Source organism: Curtobacterium sp. MCBA15_013, from assembly GCF_001865095.1.
GTDB lineage: Bacteria > Actinomycetota > Actinomycetes > Actinomycetales > Microbacteriaceae > Curtobacterium.
Window position 1 is genome coordinate 57,500 of sequence record NZ_MJGQ01000023.1, and the last position, 16,143, is coordinate 73,642.

Consider the following 16,143-nt stretch of genomic DNA (forward strand, 5'->3'; position numbering starts at 1 on the left):
TGGACGCATCCACCCGAGGATCGGAGCCCACCGTGCTCATGCGCGCCCCCACCGCAGCACCACCGCAATCCGCGGACTTCGCATCGATCGTGCGACGGCACACGCCGCTCGTGCACGCCACCGCCATGCGCGTCCTGCACTCCCACGCGGACGCCGACGACGTCGTGCAGGAGACGTTCCTCGCGGCGTGGACGCACCTGGGGTCGATCGTCGATGCAGCGGCGATCGGCGGCTGGCTCGTGACCACTGCTCGGCGGCGGAGCTACGACCGGTTCAGCGGGGCCGCCGCGCGGGTCACCGGACGGCTCGACGAGTCCACGCCTGCAGCGGACGACCACGCCCCGACCGGTGTCACCGAGCGTGCGTCCCTCGCGCAGGCTGCGTCGGCGGTGCTCATGACCTTGCCCGCGACGCAGCGCCGGTGCTGGGAGCTGCGGCACGTCGAGCAGCTGTCCTACCGGGAGGTCTCCGATGCGCTCGGCCTGCCGGTCTCGACCGTGCGCGGGATGCTCGTCCGGGCGCGGGCGACGTTCTCGCGTGAGCTGGCGGCGTGGCGGTGACCTGACGGTGGACGGGAGGCGCGGTGCCAGCTGGCACCGCGCCTCCCGTCCCGCACTCACCGCGAGCCGCATCACAGGATCCTCACGCCTGCGGTTCGCCAGCGCTGGATGTCGCCGCTGACGCCCGCTCCCCCGACTCGCTCGCTGACGACGGGTGCGTCAGCGCATCACGGATGATCCGGCGCGGGTCGTACCGACGCGGGTCGAGCTCGGACCAGTCGATCTCGACGCCGATCTCCTCCTCGACCTGGGCCTTCGTGGATTCCGCCCAGTGACGGAGCTGTCGGACGAACCCAGCGAGCTGCTGCGCGAGACCGACGAGGCAGTGCGGTCCGACGAAGACCGCGGCGACGATCCCGATGACGATCAGCTTCTCGGCGTCCACGGTGCGCTCCGCTCAGCCCGAGGCGGTGTCGTCACTCGCCGGGCGTCGTCGGGGTCGACGTCGCGGCGGGAGTGGAGTCGCCGGTCGGGGTGCCGTGCGGCTCAGTGTCGCGGACCTCGCGGCGGAAGATCGTGAGCGACTGCCCGAGACCCTTCGCCAGGGCGGGGAGCTTGGTGGCGCCGAAGAGCAGGATGACGATGCCGAGGATGACGAGCAGGTGGATGCCGGTGAGGTTGCCGAGCACGGTGTTCTCCTTCGAGGGTTCAGGTGGTGGACGAGGGTCGGTGGGTCCGCACGGTCGACGCGGTCACCGGACGGCCTTCGGGCCGGAGGCCAGCCGGACGTCGTCGATGGTCGGCAGGTCGGCCCCGCGCCGCCCGACCGTGATCGCCGCGGCGATGGAACACGTCCGACCCAGCTCCTCCAGCGCGGTGCCGTCGAGGTGCCCCAGCGACGAGTCGCTGCCCGTCGACGACGAGTCCCCCGGCCACGGCCGCGAGCAGGTCAACTGCCAGAGGAGCGCCGCGGTGTAGGTGTCCCCCGCGCCCACCGTGTCGATGACGGCCGCGCGCTCCCCCGGCACCGTCACCCGCTCCGAGGCCGTGGACAGGACGGATCCCGATGCCCCGGCGGTGACGACGGCGAGCTCCGCCCCGAGCGCGATGATCGCGTCGAGCACCGCGTCGGTGTCACGCCCGGGCCAGAGCCATGCCGCGTCCTCGTCGGAGAGCTTCACCACGGTCGCCAGGGCCGCCAGCTCCTCGAACCGGGCGCGTGCTCCGGACCGGGTGCCGAGCAGGGCGGGGCGGACGTTCGGGTCGAACGAGACGATCCCACCGGCGGCCGTGGTCCGTTCGGCCGCAGCGAGCACCTTCTCTGCCCCCGGCTGGAGGAACGCGGCGATGGATCCGACGTGCAACCACTCCGGTGTCCGCTGGAGGCGCGGGAGGTCCCACTCGATGTCGAACGCGTAGCTGGGCTGCCCGTCCGCACCGAGCAGCACCGTCGCGGATGACGTCCGTGCAGCGCCGAAGCCGCCGGCGACGAGCTGCACGCCCGAGGCCTCGAGGTGCTGCGCGATGCGCCGTCCTCGCTCGTCCGCACCGAGCCAGGTCGCGAACTCGACCTCGGCGCCGAGCCGCCCCAGGCCGAGCGCCACGTTCGCGGGCCCGCCGCCGGGGACCTCGCGGCCCTGACCGACGACGTCGACCAGCGCTTCGCCGGCGACGGTGATCATCGACACGTCCGTGTCGTTCCCGGACCGGCGACGGGAACGTACCGCAGCGACATCAGGCAGTCCCGGCGCCGGCGACGACCGCCCGCGGAGCGGACGCCACCGAGGTGACCGAGCACTCGAGCGGCCACCACGACGCACCCTCCGGGGCCTCGACGGTCCACGGCGGTGCCTGCACCGGGTAGACCCGCGTCGTGACGGAGCGTCCGGCGCTGGTGAAGACCTCGACCACGGAGCCGTCGAGCAGCACACGCACCGCAGGCCGGTCCGCCGCGGCGTCGAACGGATGACGGATCTCGGCGGGGCGCCGGTCCGCCCGCTGGTCGGTGCTGGCGCAGGACCGGTCGACGGTGAGCGTGTCCGCCTCGGTGTCGACGACGATGTCGAGGAACTCGGCGTCGGAGAACCGGACCCGGATGCGACCGGTGACCGGGTCCTGGAGCACGATCTCTGCCTGGGCGCCGATCGTCTCCGCGCGGCCGTCCGTCGCCGAACCGACGCGCAGCGCATCGAGGGCCGGGTGGGGCTCGGTCAGGAGCCGTCCATCCGCGACCCAGGCGCGGCGCGGCAGGGAGATCGCACCCGACCAGCCGGCCTGCTCGGTCCACTCCTGGGTCCGGCCCTCGGTGATCCACCCGAACAGCACCGGGCCCCACGACCCCGTCCGCATCACCGAGGCCGCGTAGAAGTGCTGCCCGTCGTCGATCCGGGAGGGCCTCGGGTCACCGGTCAGGGGCACCGCGAGCACGTCGCCGGGCCCCTCCGCGTGGGACCAGGACGCGACGATCGCCACGTCGGCGCCGTCGATCGTGATGATCTGCGGGCACTCCCAGCCCTCGCCGGTGTCGATGCCGTGCACCGTCGCGCGCGGCATGGCGACGAGGTCGCCGGCGAACGCCCAGTCGACACCGTCGGTCGAGCGGTAGTGCCGGACGGACGCCACCTGGTCGGCGTCCGCGGCGCCGACGGCCATCGACCACCCGTCTCCGTCGGACCACACGAACGGGTCGCGGAACATCGTGATCGATTCCTCGGCTCCGGGGTCCGCGACGACCTGCACGGGGGCTCCGAAGGTGGCTCCGCCGTCGGTGGACTCGGCGAGCAGCACCGACTGGAAGGGGCTGTGGTCGACCTTGCCGGAGTAGTAGGCGCGGACGACCCCGTCGTGCAGGACCGTGTTGCCCGACCACGCACCACCGGAGTCGGCACCGCCCGGGACCGGCACGATCGCCGGACGGTGGAGCGTCCAGTGCACGAGGTCGTCGCTCGTCACGTGTCCCCACTCCACCGGGACGTCGAGGTCGACGCGCGGCCGGGACTGGAAGTACAGGTGGGCCTGCCCGCCGATGTCGATCGGGCCGTTCGGGTCGTTGACGTACCCGCGGGGCAGGCGGACGTGGAACTGCGGGAGGTGGTGGTCGGCTGGTGCGATCACGGTCGGTGCTGCTTCCTGGGACGGGGTGGGGACGGCGCGGGCGTCGGCCGGCGGGGCCGCTGCCGAAGGCGCCTCGGTCACGGGGGTGTCGGTCATCGTGACGACCCCGCCGTGACGCCCTCGATGAAGTACCGCTGGGCGACGATGAACAGCAGCACGCTCGGGATCATCGTCAGGACCACGCCGGCGAGCACGACCGAGATCGAGCCGGTGCCGAGGTTGCCCTGCAGGCCGACGAGGCCGAGCGGGAGCGTGAACGTGTCCTGCTGGTTCAGGAAGATCAGCGGCCGGTAGTACTCGGCCCAGAACCCGGAGAAGTTCAGGATCGCGAGCGTCGCGATCGCCGGGCTGGCCATCCGCGAGTACACGTGCCAGAAGACGCCGAACTGCGTCGCTCCGTCGATGCGCGCCGCCTCACCGAGCTCCTTCGGCATCTGCATGAAGTACTGCCGCATCAGGAAGGTGCCGAACGCGCTGCCGAGGGCCGGGACGATGAGGGAGGCGATGGAGCCGGTCAGTCCCATGTCCTTCAGGATGACGAACACCGGGATGATGATCGTCTGGATCGGCACCATCATGGTGGCGAGGAAGATCCCGAAGATCGTGTTCTTCCCCGGGAAGCTGATCATCGCGAACGCGTAGCCCGAGAGCGTGCAGGTGATGGTCTGGCCGACCACGATGAGCAGTGTGACGAGCACGCTGTTCACGAAGAACTGGCCGATCGGGATCTGGTTGAACACGGCCGCGTAGTTGCTGAAGTCCCACGAGAGCGGGATCCACTGCGGCGGGTTGTCGAACGACTCGGCCGGGGTGCGGAGCGAGGTGGTCAGGGTCCAGAGCAGCGGCCCGAGCGCGAACACCGCGGCGATGATCAGGATGACCAGCCCGATGACGCTGCCGACCTTCGCCACCGGTCGGCGGCGACGGACGATGTGGGCGACGCTCGGCTGCGCGACGGTCTCCGGCGCGTGGAGCGGGTTGATGACGTCGGTGGTCGTCATTGGTAGAACACCAGCTTTCGTGCGGCGATGAACTGGATCCCGGTGATGATGCCGATGATGACGAGCAACAGGATCGCGATGGCGGAGGCGAACCCGAACTGCAGGTTCTGGAAGCCGGCCTGGTAGAGGGAGATGGTCGCGGTCGTCGTCGCGGTGCCCGGCCCGCCCTTCGTCATGATGAACGGCTGGTCGAACAGTTGCATCGCGTTGATCATCGCGATCACGGTGGCGAAGAGGATCGTCGGGCTGATCAACGGGATCTTGATCCGGAAGAGGGTGCGCCACGGCCCGGCTCCGTCGATCGCTGCGGCTTCCTGGACGTCGACCGGCACGGACATCAGGGCGGCCACGAACAGGACGAACGTGAAGCCCACCTGCTGCCAGACCACCACGAGCACGACCGTGACCTTCGCCCAGAACGGGTCGTTGAGCCAGTGCGCGCCCGGGAGCCCGATCTCGTTCAGGTAGTAGTTGATGAGCCCGAACTTGGTGTCGAAGATGTAGCCCATGAAGATCGACACCGCCGCGGACGACGCGAGCAGCGGCAGGTAGAACGACGTCCGGAAGAACACGCGCGTGGCGTTGCGCTTCCGGTTGTTCGCCAGCACCGCCAACAGCATGCCGAGCGAGATCTGCAACGCGACGATGCAGACCGCGAGCACGACGGTCACCCCGAACGAGGCCAGGACCGGACCGTCGGTGAACAGCCGCACGTAGTTGTCCAGACCGACGAACTCCGGGCTGCTGATCACGTCCCACGACGTGAAGGAGAGCCCGAGCGACGCGAGGATCGGGATGAAGGTGAAGACGGCGACGAAGACCACCGCCAGTCCGATCATCGCGTAGCCGAACGAGGCTTCACGGCGTCGGACGCGCTTGGCCGCCGGGCGGCGGGCTGCGACCTCGGCAGCCCGCCGGGAGCGGAATCCTGTCGTCGCGGTCATCACGACGCCTGCGCGGCGGCCTTCTCGATGTCGGCCTGCAGGCCGTCGAGCGCCTTCTTCGCGTTGCCGGACGAGATCGCCTGGGTGGTGCGCTGGTTGAGGGCCGTCGCGAGCGCGTTGTAGTAGGGCGGTGCGGAGATCGGCACCGAGTTGTCGAGCTGGTCGTAGAACACCGACCAGTGCTCCGGCCCCGTGGTCTCGTACCGATCGGCCGTCAGCAGCGACTTCTGCGCCGGTGTCGTGACGTTGCCGGGCCAGAGCGCGTCGAAGCTCTCCGGCTGCACCATCAGCTTGATGACCTCGAACGCCAGGTCCTTCTGCTTCGACGAGTCGAAGATGCCGTACCCGCCGGCACCGAAGAGCGACTTGTTGCTCTTCCACGTCGGGAACTCCACGACGTCGAAGCTGCCGTCCTTCATGCCCGCGTTGTGGAGACCACCCGCCCAGAACCCGCCACCGATCGTCATGCCGATGCGCCCGGACGCGAAGAGGCCCTGCAGCGTGCCGCCACCGCCGACGTCGGGCGACGGGGACGCCCCCGACTTCTGCAGGTCGATCACGTACTGCAGCGCCTCGACCGCGGCGTCCGAGTTCGCCGTCGGGTCGCCCCACTTCCAGCCGCCCTTGCGGCCGCTCACGCCCACGGCGTTGCCGTCGAACGCCTTGCTGCCCCAGAGCCAGTCGCCGCCGGAGTAGCGCCCCTCCTCGAGGAGGTTGCCGTCGTTCGCGTAGAGGAACGAGGTCCAGCTGCCCCAGAGCCGCACGACCCAGTCGAACGCGTAGGTGCTGCCGCCGACCTTGGCCAGGCTCTCCGCCGACGAGTGGAAGTCGTCCATCGACCAGTTCGCAGCCGGACGCGAGAGCCCCGCCTTGTCGAACAGCGACGTCGAGTAGAACATGCTGCCGGCGTTGAAGCTGTCGGGCAGCGTGTAGAGGTGCCCCTGGTACATCGTCGACTCGACCAGCGAGGGGTGGATGCCCCTGAAGTACGTCGACAGCCCGGACAGGTTCTTGGTGACGAGGTCGTCGAGCGGCGTCAGCAGGTTCTTCGAGGCGAGCAGCTGCTGCCCCTCGGTCGCGACACTGACGATGTCGGGCACGTCCCCGGAAGCGATCTGCGTGAGCACCTTCGCCAGGAAGTCGTTCCAGTCGGTGCCGTTGATGGCCGTGACCTGCAGCTTCGCCGTCTTGTCGAGCTGCCGGATCTTCGGCTCGATGGCCTTCTGGAGTGCGGTCGCCGCGCTCTGCTCCCCGAAGTAGAGCATCTTGATCGTGCCCGTCGCGCCACCGCCACTGCCGGAGGTGGAGCACGCCGCGAGCGATCCGATGCCGGCCAGTGCGAGTCCGGCACCACCGAACTTGAACAGCGTGCGTCGGTCGATCGGAGTGCTGAATCCGTTCGCCATGGGTCGCTCCTCTCTGAGCGATCGTGGCCCCGTCGAGTCGGAGCCAATACGTATTTGCTCGCCGACTGTACACACGTCGTCCAGATGGGGCAATACGTATTTGCTTCTGCCATGATGAGCATGTCGAAGGAGGACAGATGGCGAGCCGAAAGCAGACGGAACCGTCGCACCGCGTCACGATGAAGGACGTCGCGCGGCATGCCGGCGTCTCGCAGCCGACGGTCTCGTTCGTGCTGAACGACCGGCGCGACGTCTCGATCGCCGCGGACACCCGGGCCCGTGTGCTCGAGTCGGCGAAGGCGCTCAACTTCCAGCCGAACCGTGCCGCGCAGTCCCTGCGGTCGAACCGGTCCTACACGGTCGGGGTCATCGCGGACCGGCTCGTCTCCCAGCCCTACGCCGGTCACATCGTGCTCGGTGTGCAGCAGGCCGTGCAGGAAGCCGGGTACGTCTGCTTCGTCGTCGAGACCGCGCAGACGTCCGACGGCGGCACGGCGGCCGTCGCGAACCTCGTGCAGCAGGGCGTCGCCGGCCTGATCTACGCCGCCCCCGGCCCCGAGGACGTCACGCCGGTGTCGGGCGTCGAGGGCGTGCCGACGGTCTTCGTGAACTGCTTCCCGCCGGACGGCGCCCCGGCCGTCACCGTGCTGGCCGACGAGTTCCAGGGTGGCCACGACGTCGCCGCTGCCGTGTTCGCCGCCGGGCACACCGACGTCGCGTTCCTCGGTGGTCCGGAGGACGACTACGCCTGCCGCGAGCGCAAGCGCGGGTTCGACGAGGCCGCGGCCGAAGCCGGGCTCCGAGCAGACGCCGTCCCCGTCCGGTACGGCACCTACCAGGTGGGTTCCGGCTACGACCTCGCGATGGAGTTCCTCGCCGACGACCCGCCGACCGCGCTCGTGTGCGGGAACGACCGCATGGCCGTCGGCGCGCTGATGGCGGCGCAGTCCCTCGGGCTCCGCTGCCCGGAAGACGTCAGCATCGTCGGCTTCGACGACCAGCCCGACCTCGCCGACCAGATGCACCCGCCGCTGACCACGGTCGCGCTCCCCCACCAGCAGATGGGCTTCGACGCCGGCACCCTCCTGCTCGCCGAGACGCACGATCCCGGGCGCCACCTCGTGCCCTGCGAGTACGTCCCGCGAAGCTCCCTCGCAACGCCACGGGACGCACCAGCACCCGCACCCGCAACCGCAACCGATCCGCAGGAGCCCCAGTGACCGCCGAACCGAGCACCCACTTCCGCCCGTCGAACGGCTTCGTGGGCGACGTCATCCCGTTCGCGGCCGACGACCGGGCCTGGCTGTACTACCTGCTCGACGAACGGCCGGACGCGGCACCCGTCGACCGTGCGACGGGCATGCCCTGGGGCGCGGTCTCGACGACGGACTTCGTGACCTTCGAGGACCACGGCGTCGTGCTCCCCTCGGGCGGACCCGACGCCAGCGACTTCGACTGCTACACGGGCAGCGTCGTCCGCGACGACTCCGGGCTCCTGCACCTGTTCTCCACCGGCCACAACCCGCGCATCACCACCGACACCGATCTCGGCCGGAAGGACGTCCAGGTCGTCTGCCACGCGACCTCCGACGGCGATCTCACGCGCTGGACGAAGCACCCCGAGTGGGACCTGCCAGCACTCCCCGGCTACGCGCCCGAGGACTGGCGCGACCCGTTCGTCTTCCGCCCGTCGCCCGAGCGCCCCTGGCAGATGCTCCTCGCGACCCGCCGCCCGGACGAGCCCCACCGCCGCTCCGGTCTCGTCGCCCGCCTCGAGTCGGACGACCTCGTCACCTGGCGCGACGCCGACCCGATCTGGGCGCCGCACCGGTTCATCGCCCACGAGTGCCCGGACGTCTTCCGGTGGGGCGACTGGTGGTACCTCGTGTACTCCGAGTTCTCCGACGCGTTCTGCACGCGCTACCGCGTCGCGACGTCGCCCGACGGACCGTGGCTCGCGCCCGCCGACGACACCGTCGACGGCCGCGCGTTCTACGCCGCGAAGACCGTCGCCCTCGGCGAGGACCGCTTCTTCGTCGGGTGGATCGCCACGAAGGAGGGCGAGCGCGACGCCGGGGCGTGGCAGTGGGCCGGCACCATGGCGACCCTCCAGGCGCACCAGCGACCGGACGGATCGTTGCGCTTCGACCTCCCCCGGACGCTCCGAGCGGCGTACGCGAACGAGGTCGACGTCACCGATGTCTTCACACCCGTGAACGGCGCGGCACCGGTCGTCGGAGACGGCGCATCGAGCCGCTTCGCATCCTGGACCGGGCCGGAACTCCCCGCCGAGGCACTCGTCACGATCGAGCTCGACGTCGCCCCGGACACCCGGTCGTTCGGTGTGCTCCTGCGCACGAGCGACGACGCGGAAGCCGGCTACGCGCTCCGCCTCGAACCGGACCGCTCCCGACTCGTCCTCGATCGGTGGCCGCGCGGTACGACCGGCGGTGAGCAGTGGCAGATCCTCGGTGACGTCCCGCACGCGGTCGAGCTCGAGCGCCCGGTCCCGCTCGCTCCCGGCCCGCACCGCATCGACGTGCACCTCGACGGCGACCTCTGCGTCGCCGTCGTCGACGGTTCCGTCGCGTTGAGCACGCGCCTCTACGACCGCCCGTCCGGGCGCCTCGCGCTCTTCGCGCAGGACGGTGCGTTCGCGCTGACCCGGGTCACCGTCAGCACACGCTGACGGGCTCCGCACTGACGGACTGGAGGCGCGGTGCCAGCTGGCACCGCGCCTCCAGTCCGTCAGTCGTCCTCGTGCGCAGCCAGGGTGGCGAGCACGAGCTTGGCGATCCGCCGTTGGCCGGAGTCGTTCGGGTGGATGCCGTCCGTCGAGTAGATCCCCGTGCCGGAGTGGTCGGCCTGCGGGAGAGCGTCCGCCAGGCCGACGAAGGCAGCGCCACCCTTCGCTGCGGCGTTCTCGATCTCGGCGAGGTAGGTCGACCACGGGCTCGCCATGCCGTCCGTCATGCTCGAGGCCGGGTCGAACTCACCGATCACGAGCAGCGAGGGCTTCGTGGGGAGCGCCGCGAGGGCCTTCAGGAACGCCACGTACTGCGTCCCGAGTTCCTCGGGGGTGAGCTTCGACGCGTCGTTGCCACCCAGCGTGATCGTGACGAGGTCCGGGGCAGCACGACGCATCGCTGTCAGGAAGCCCTCCTGGTCCTCGGTGAAGGTCGCGATCGTCGCTCCGGAGTGGGCGGAATCGTAACGGTGGATGCCCTTGCCCCGGTCGCCGTCGCCGTCGAAGATCGTGAACCCCAGCAGGAAGAACGGCGAGACCGCGGTGACGGTCACCGTGTGCTCCCCGCTCGACAACCCGTCCACCGTCGTCGTCGTGCCGGTGCTGGCGGTCCCCGTCGTGGCGACGGTCTCCGGTGCGGCTCCGTCGACGCTGTAGGTGAAGTCGCCGGACCCGGGGTAGCGCGCCCACCAGATGTCGATCCCGGTGCCCGTGAAGGCGTAGGTGCGCGAAGCGCCTGCCTGCATCGCGACCGATCGGTAGCCGAGGTCGGGTGCGGTGGCGTCGAACTGGCTCGACCCCGTGCTCGCGGTCGCCCAGTCACCCCACGTCGAGTCCGGGCCGTACACGGCGAACTGCGCCGGGAGGTACCCGGCGCCACCGGTGACCCCCTCCGTCGGGTGCTCCGTGCGGAGCCCGTCGAGCGTGAGGTCCATCCACCGGGTGGAGCGGGCGGAGGCGCCCTGCCCCTCGGTGATCGAGTCCCCCAGAGCGACCCAGTTCGCGGGTTCGTCGGCCCGGTCGGCCACGGCCGCGTTCCAGGTGGCGAGGGGATCGGCGGCCTTCGGGGCCGTCTGCGTGGAGCACCCCGACACGACGATGCCCAGGAGTGCGACGGCCACACCGGCCACGACCCGGGCTCCCCCTCGACGCCGTCCACGAACAGTGCTCCGCAGTGGGCCGTTCACGTTGCCTCCCGTGCGTTGGGGTGTGTTCCGCGACCGAGCGCCGGGTCGGGCAATGCTACGCGCCCCGCTCGCGGACCCGGAACGAGACGTCACCACTGACGAGATCGAGTGACCACGCGACCTCGCGTCCGAGCTGCCCGGTCGACGTGAAGAGGCGCACCTGTTGCGTCCCGGGCAGGACGGAAGCGAGCACGTCGCGGTCTGCGGGAGTGAAGCCGAGCTTCTGCCAGAAGGGCCCCGACCGCCGCGAGAACAACCACGCTCGACCCGCGCCCGCTCGAGCCGCTTCAGCCAGCGCGAAGCGCGCGAGCCGCGTACCGGCCCCGGACGCCCGCATCGAGCCGGACACCGCGACGCTCCGGATCAGGGCGTGCGCGCCGTCCGCGCTGAGCTCGAATCCGGTGCTGCCGGTGATCCCGCCCTCGGGTCCGCGTTCGAGCCAGATCTGCACGGCCGGCGAGTCGAGGCCGGCGACCGTCAGGTCGGCCTCGAGCAGGAACGTCCGCAACTCGTCCAGGTCGTCGCTCGTCGCTCGTGTGCAGGGCACGACTCGTCCTCGTCCGGTGACGACTACGGGAGCAGCTGCTGGAACACCGCGACGGCCCGACCGATCCCGACGATGATGCCGATGACGACGACGGCGATGCTGATCCACAGCGGCCACATGGGCCGTCCGGGTGCGACCTTGCGGACGACGACGTACCGGCCGATGACGTAGACGATCGGCGACAGGAACGCCCACGGCCACGAGAACGGCCGGATGACACCCCGCCGACCGAGGACCCGGTGGTCGAAGAACGCGAGCACGACGTTCGCGGCGTACAGGAGCACGGAGAACGCCTGCAGCAGGAAGTACCCGGCGGTGTAGATCGAGGTCGGGTCGACCGTCCGGACGCCTCCCGGACCGACGCCGTACCGGACTTGCGGCTCGTAGAGGAAGGTGACGGGGAGGGAGAGCAGCGGGAGCAGCGCGAGGACCCAGACGAACACGGTGTCCGTCGGCACGTGCTCGGGGAGCCGCTGGCGGGGCAGCTGCGCGGGCGGCGGGCCGACCTGCACGGTCCACTGGGTGCCGTCCCACCACCGGGTGGCGTGTTGACCGGACGGGTCGGGGTACCAGCCTGGCGGCGTCGGTGACGACACGGTGCGCTCCTCGGGGGTCGGCGGGAGCATCGAACCCCCGCCCCGACCGTAGTGCAGCACGGCGGCCGAGTGCACCTACGCCATCGCCGGACCCACCTCGTCCGGAGCGACGTCCTTCTGCACCGCGAACTGCGTCCGGTGCAGTTCCTCGTACCGCCCGCCCGCCGCGAGCAGCTCCTCGTGCGTCCCGCGCTCCACGATCGAGCCGTCCTCGACGACGAGGATCTGGTCCGCACTCCGGATGGTGGAGAGTCGGTGCGCGATCACCATCGCCGTGCGTCCCTCGAGCGCCTCGCTGAGCGCGGCCTGCACCGCGGCCTCCGAGGTGGAGTCGAGGGCCGCCGTGGCCTCGTCGAGGATGACCACCCGCGGCTGGGCGAGCAGGAGCCTCGCGATCGTCATCCGCTGCCGCTCCCCGCCGGACAGCCGGTAGCCGCGCTCCCCCACCATGGTGTCGAGCTGGTCCGGCAGGGACCGGATCAGCGTCTCGAGGCGCGCGCGGCGGACCGCGTCCCACACCTCGTCGTCGGAGGCGTCCGGCCGCGCGAGCCGCAGGTTCGAGCGGATGGTCTCGTGGAACAGGTGCCCGTCCTGGGTCACCATGCCCATCGTGTGCCGGAGGGACTCGAAGGTCACGTCGCGGACGTCCTCGCCGGCGAGCCGGACGGCGCCCTGGTCGACGTCGTAGAGCCGCGAGAGCAGCTGCGCGATCGTGGACTTGCCCGCGCCCGAGGTCCCGACGAGCGCGACGGTCTGTCCGGGCTCGATCCGGAACGAGATGCCGTGCAGCACCTCGTCCCCGCCGCGGGTGTCGAGCGTGGAGACCTCCTCGAGCGACGCCAGCGACACGCGGTCCGCCGAGGGGTAGGCGAACCGGACGTCGTCGAACTCCACCGCGACCGGACCGTCCGGCACGGCCACGGCGCCGGGCTTCTCCTGGATGAGCGGCTCGAGGTCGAGGACCTCGAACACCCGCTCGAAGCTGACCACCGCGCTCATGATCTCGACACGGGCGTTCGCGAGGCTGGTCAGCGGCACGTACAGCCGGGTGAGGAGGAGCGCGAGCGTGACCACGTCACCCGTGTTCAGCTGGCCGCCGAGCGCGAGGACCCCGCCGAGGCCGTACACGAGCGCGAGGGCGAGGGCCGCGACGAGCGTCAGTGCCGTGACGAAGACGAACTGCAGCATCGCGGTGCGCACCCCGATGTCCCGGACGCGCGCCGCACGGACGCGGAACTCCTCGGACTCCTCCTCCGGCCGACCGAAGAGCTTCACGAGGGTGGCTCCGGGAGCGGAGAAGCGCTCGGTCATCTGCGTGCTCATCGCCGAGTTGTGGTCGGCGGCCTCGCGACGCAGGGCCGCGAGTCGACCACCCATGCGGCGAGCCGGCACCAGGAAGAGCGGCAGCATGAGCACCGCGATCACCGTCACGAGCCACGACGTGCTGAGCATCACGGCGAGGGTGAGGACGAGCGCCACGAGGTTCGTGACCACGCCGGACAGCGTGCCGCTGAAGGCCTGCTGCGCTCCGATCACGTCGTTGTTGAGGCGGCTGACGAGCGCGCCCGTCCGGGTCCGGGTGAAGAAGGCGATCGGCATCTTCTGCACGTGGTCGAACACCGCCGTCCGCAGGTCGAGGATCACCCCTTCACCGATGCGGGCGGAGTACCACCGGGTCGCGAGCGACGAGGCAGCGTCGGCCACGGCGACGACGGCGATGACCACCGCGAGCCAGACGATCGTGCCGACCGCGCCACGAGCGGCGATGACGTCGACCACCTGGCCGGCGAGCACCGGAGTCGCGACCGCGAGGAACGCGCCGACGATCGAGAGCGCGATGAAGACCACGAGCTTGGCGCGGTACGGCGTCGCGAACGTCATGATGCGCCGGAGCGACTCGCGGGAGAACCCGTTCCTGCCGTCCTTGGCGGTGGAGATCTTGTAGAGCGAGCTCCAGGCCGCGCCTTCCATGCTCATGGCAGTTCCCTCCGCACCGCGGAGTCGACGCGGGCCGGCAGCCAGGATACGGCGGTCCGTCGCGCCCCGCGCCGGTCGCGGGAGCCTGGAGGCGCGACCCGCCTGGCGGAGGCGGGTCGCGCCTCCAGGCTGGTCACCGCGCGAGCGGTTCGACGCCGTAACTCGTGACCACCGCTCGCAACTCGTCCAGGTACGCCTGCGCCTGCACGGTGAGGGGAACCGAGGCGTGGGCGATCCACCCGATCTCGATGCGTTCGTCGACGTCGAGCGGGATGGCGACGATCTCGGGGTCGAGGTCGTCGCTGATGAGGCCCGTCGAGATCGTGTACCCGCCGAGGCCGATCATGAGGTTGAAGATCGTCGCCCGGTCCGACACCCGGATCTCCCGCTTGCTCGACATCGTCGACAGGATCTCCTCGGCGAGGTAGAAGGAGTTGTTCGCGCCCTGGTCGAACGTGAGTCGGGGCAGGTCGGCGAGGTCCTCGAGGGTCGCGCGCTCCCGTGACGCGATCGGGTTCCGCCGGGAGACGAAGATGTGCGGCTGGGCGACGAACAGCGGGGTGAACACGACACCGGCGTCCCGCAGCAGTTTGCCGAGGACCTGCTTGTTGAAGTCGTTGCGGTAGAGGATGCCGACCTCGCTCCGCAGGGTGCGGACGTCCTCGATGATGTCCCAGGTGCGCGTCTCGCGGAGCGAGAACTCGTACTCGTCCGCGGCCGCCGCTTCGACCATCCGGACGAACGCCTCGACGGCGAACGAGTAGTGCTGCGCCGACACCCCGAGCAGTCGACGCGACGCCTGCCGCCCGACGTACCGCTGCTCGAGCAGGGAGACCTGCTCGACGACCTGCCGGGCGTACCCGAGGAACTCGACGCCGTCGACGGTGAGCACGACGCCCCGGGCCGAACGGGTGAAGAGCGGGCGTCCGATCCGTGTCTCGAGGTCCTTCATCGCCGCGGACATGGTCGGCTGCGACACGTAGAGGAGATCGGCCGCGGCGCTCATCGAGCCCTCGGTCGCGACCTCGATGAAGTACCGGAGCTGCTGCAGGGTGATGTCGTTCGAGACCCGGGCCATAGGCCGAGGCTATACCGCCGCATAGTGTCTCGGTATTACCTGATGGCCTCGGGATCCCGCCATGATCGATGCATCATGGCGAGCGAGATCACCTTCAGCATCACCCGGACCCGGTTCGACGAGGACTACTCCCCGTCGGACAGCTCCCGGCTGACCACGAACTTCGCCAACCTGGCGCGCGGCGAGCGCCGGCAGGAGAACCTCCGTGCCGCGCTGGCGATGATCGACGGGCGCGCGAACGAGCTCTCGGCTGCCGGTGATCGCTACCGCTTGCAGCTCGACATCGTCTCGGCCGCACTGCAGTTCTCCGACGGTGGATCGGACGCCGAGTTCCCGCTGCTCGAGATGCTCGACGTCACGATCGTCGACCAGCACACCGGTGAGCACCACCACGGCATCCTCGGCAACAACTTCTCGTCGTACCTGCGCGACTACGACTTCTCGGTGCTGCTGCCGTCGTCGCCGGGCCTGCCGTCCGACTTCGGTGTGCTGCACGGGGCGCTCTTCCAGCGCTTCCTTGAGTCCCCCGCGTTCCGCTCGGAGTTCGGCGCCGAGCCCGTCGTCTGCATCAGCGTCTCGACGAGCCAGACCTACCGCCGGACCGGGTACGTCCACCCCGTCCTCGGTGCCGAGTACGAGCACGAGCACTCCTCGCTCACCGACGACTACTTCGGCCGGATGGGCATGCGGGTCCGGTACTTCCAGCCCGCCGGAGCGTCGGCCCCGCTCGCGTTCTACACGCGCGGCGACCTGACCGGTGACTACACGGACCTCCAGCTCATCGGCACGATCGCCACCATGGAGACGTTCCAGAAGATCTACCGCCCGGAGATCTACGCCGCGAACACCCCCGCCGGCAGCACCTACCGCCCCACCCTCGACCACACCGACTTCACGCCCACGCCGGTCACCTACGACCGCGAGGAGCGCAGCCGCCTCGGGATCACCCAGGGCCGGTGGACCGAGGAGCACCTCGTGACGCCACACCACGCGCTCCTCTCGCAGTTCGCTGCCGAGCCCGTCCCCGCCCGCTGACCGTCTGGACCG

General features: G+C 70.4%; 16 protein-coding genes. 4 read left to right on the forward strand and 12 right to left on the reverse strand.

The genetic code is table 11. From position 1 onward, the window contains the following. Positions 1-89: 89 nt before the first annotated feature. Positions 90-560, forward strand: coding sequence for an RNA polymerase sigma factor (locus BIV01_RS12350; protein WP_175473710.1), 471 nt, complete (start codon positions 90-92; stop codon positions 558-560). 82 nt (positions 561-642) lie between these two features. On the opposite strand, the gene BIV01_RS12355 is transcribed toward BIV01_RS12350, so the two are convergent. The 7 genes from BIV01_RS12355 to BIV01_RS12385 all read right to left on the reverse strand — a co-directional run bounded on the left by BIV01_RS12355 (position 643) and on the right by BIV01_RS12385 (position 6,965). Beyond that, positions 643-945 carry a hypothetical protein gene (locus tag BIV01_RS12355; protein ID WP_071303029.1) on the reverse strand — a complete coding sequence of 101 codons (303 nt, stop codon included), beginning with the start codon at positions 943-945 and terminating at the stop codon, positions 643-645. Positions 946-976: 31 nt separating this feature from the next. After that, positions 977-1,189, reverse strand: a complete 213-nt coding sequence (tatA, locus tag BIV01_RS20360; protein ID WP_071303030.1) for a twin-arginine translocase TatA/TatE family subunit — start codon at positions 1,187-1,189, stop codon at positions 977-979. A gap of 63 nt (positions 1,190-1,252) precedes the next feature. Next, complete coding sequence (locus BIV01_RS12365) at positions 1,253-2,182, reverse strand: carbohydrate kinase family protein (RefSeq protein WP_071303073.1); 930 nt, start codon at positions 2,180-2,182, stop codon at positions 1,253-1,255. Between the two features lie 52 nt (positions 2,183-2,234). Continuing rightward, complete coding sequence (locus BIV01_RS12370; protein WP_071303031.1) at positions 2,235-3,710, reverse strand: glycoside hydrolase family 32 protein; 1,476 nt, start codon at positions 3,708-3,710, stop codon at positions 2,235-2,237. Continuing rightward, on the reverse strand, positions 3,707-4,615 hold the full coding sequence (locus tag BIV01_RS12375) for a carbohydrate ABC transporter permease (RefSeq protein WP_083295207.1): 909 nt from the start codon (positions 4,613-4,615) through the stop codon (positions 3,707-3,709). Before BIV01_RS12375 ends, BIV01_RS12370 begins: the two co-directional genes overlap by 4 nt. Then, on the reverse strand, positions 4,612-5,559 hold the full coding sequence (locus tag BIV01_RS12380; protein ID WP_071303032.1) for a carbohydrate ABC transporter permease: 948 nt from the start codon (positions 5,557-5,559) through the stop codon (positions 4,612-4,614). Before BIV01_RS12380 ends, BIV01_RS12375 begins: the two co-directional genes overlap by 4 nt. Beyond that, the gene (locus BIV01_RS12385) at positions 5,559-6,965 is read right to left on the reverse strand and encodes an ABC transporter substrate-binding protein (RefSeq protein ID WP_071303033.1); all 1,407 of its coding nucleotides are present in this window, start codon (positions 6,963-6,965) and stop codon (positions 5,559-5,561) included. Before BIV01_RS12385 ends, BIV01_RS12380 begins: the two co-directional genes overlap by 1 nt. Positions 6,966-7,102: 137 nt before the next feature. Between BIV01_RS12385 and BIV01_RS12390 the strand changes: the two genes are divergently transcribed. Together BIV01_RS12390 and BIV01_RS12395 are read left to right on the forward strand one after the other, a co-directional pair. Continuing rightward, complete coding sequence (locus BIV01_RS12390; protein WP_071303034.1) at positions 7,103-8,185, forward strand: LacI family DNA-binding transcriptional regulator; 1,083 nt, start codon at positions 7,103-7,105, stop codon at positions 8,183-8,185. Then, complete coding sequence (locus BIV01_RS12395) at positions 8,182-9,654, forward strand: glycoside hydrolase family 32 protein (RefSeq protein WP_071303035.1); 1,473 nt, start codon at positions 8,182-8,184, stop codon at positions 9,652-9,654. The genes BIV01_RS12390 and BIV01_RS12395 overlap by 4 nt, the downstream gene beginning before the upstream one ends. A 59-nt stretch (positions 9,655-9,713) precedes the next feature. On the opposite strand, the gene BIV01_RS12400 is transcribed toward BIV01_RS12395, so the two are convergent. From BIV01_RS12400 to BIV01_RS12420, 5 genes are all read right to left on the reverse strand, one after another. Further along, entirely contained in the window at positions 9,714-10,832 is a 1,119-nt protein-coding gene (locus BIV01_RS12400; RefSeq protein ID WP_175473711.1) for a GDSL-type esterase/lipase family protein, read from the reverse strand. A gap of 121 nt (positions 10,833-10,953) precedes the next feature. Then, complete coding sequence (locus BIV01_RS12405) at positions 10,954-11,445, reverse strand: GNAT family N-acetyltransferase (protein ID WP_071303037.1); 492 nt, start codon at positions 11,443-11,445, stop codon at positions 10,954-10,956. Positions 11,446-11,468: 23 nt separating this feature from the next. Next, entirely contained in the window at positions 11,469-12,041 is a 573-nt protein-coding gene (locus BIV01_RS12410; protein ID WP_229085493.1) for a DUF2510 domain-containing protein, read from the reverse strand. A 75-nt stretch (positions 12,042-12,116) separates the two neighbouring features. Continuing rightward, the gene (locus BIV01_RS12415) at positions 12,117-14,018 is read right to left on the reverse strand and encodes an ABC transporter ATP-binding protein (protein ID WP_071303038.1); all 1,902 of its coding nucleotides are present in this window, start codon (positions 14,016-14,018) and stop codon (positions 12,117-12,119) included. A gap of 133 nt (positions 14,019-14,151) precedes the next feature. Beyond that, complete coding sequence (locus BIV01_RS12420; protein WP_070417972.1) at positions 14,152-15,096, reverse strand: LysR family transcriptional regulator; 945 nt, start codon at positions 15,094-15,096, stop codon at positions 14,152-14,154. A 75-nt stretch (positions 15,097-15,171) separates the two neighbouring features. Between BIV01_RS12420 and BIV01_RS12425 the strand changes: the two genes are divergently transcribed. Then, positions 15,172-16,131, forward strand: a complete 960-nt coding sequence (locus tag BIV01_RS12425) for a putative oxygenase MesX (protein WP_071303039.1) — start codon at positions 15,172-15,174, stop codon at positions 16,129-16,131. Positions 16,132-16,143 lie beyond the last annotated feature (12 nt).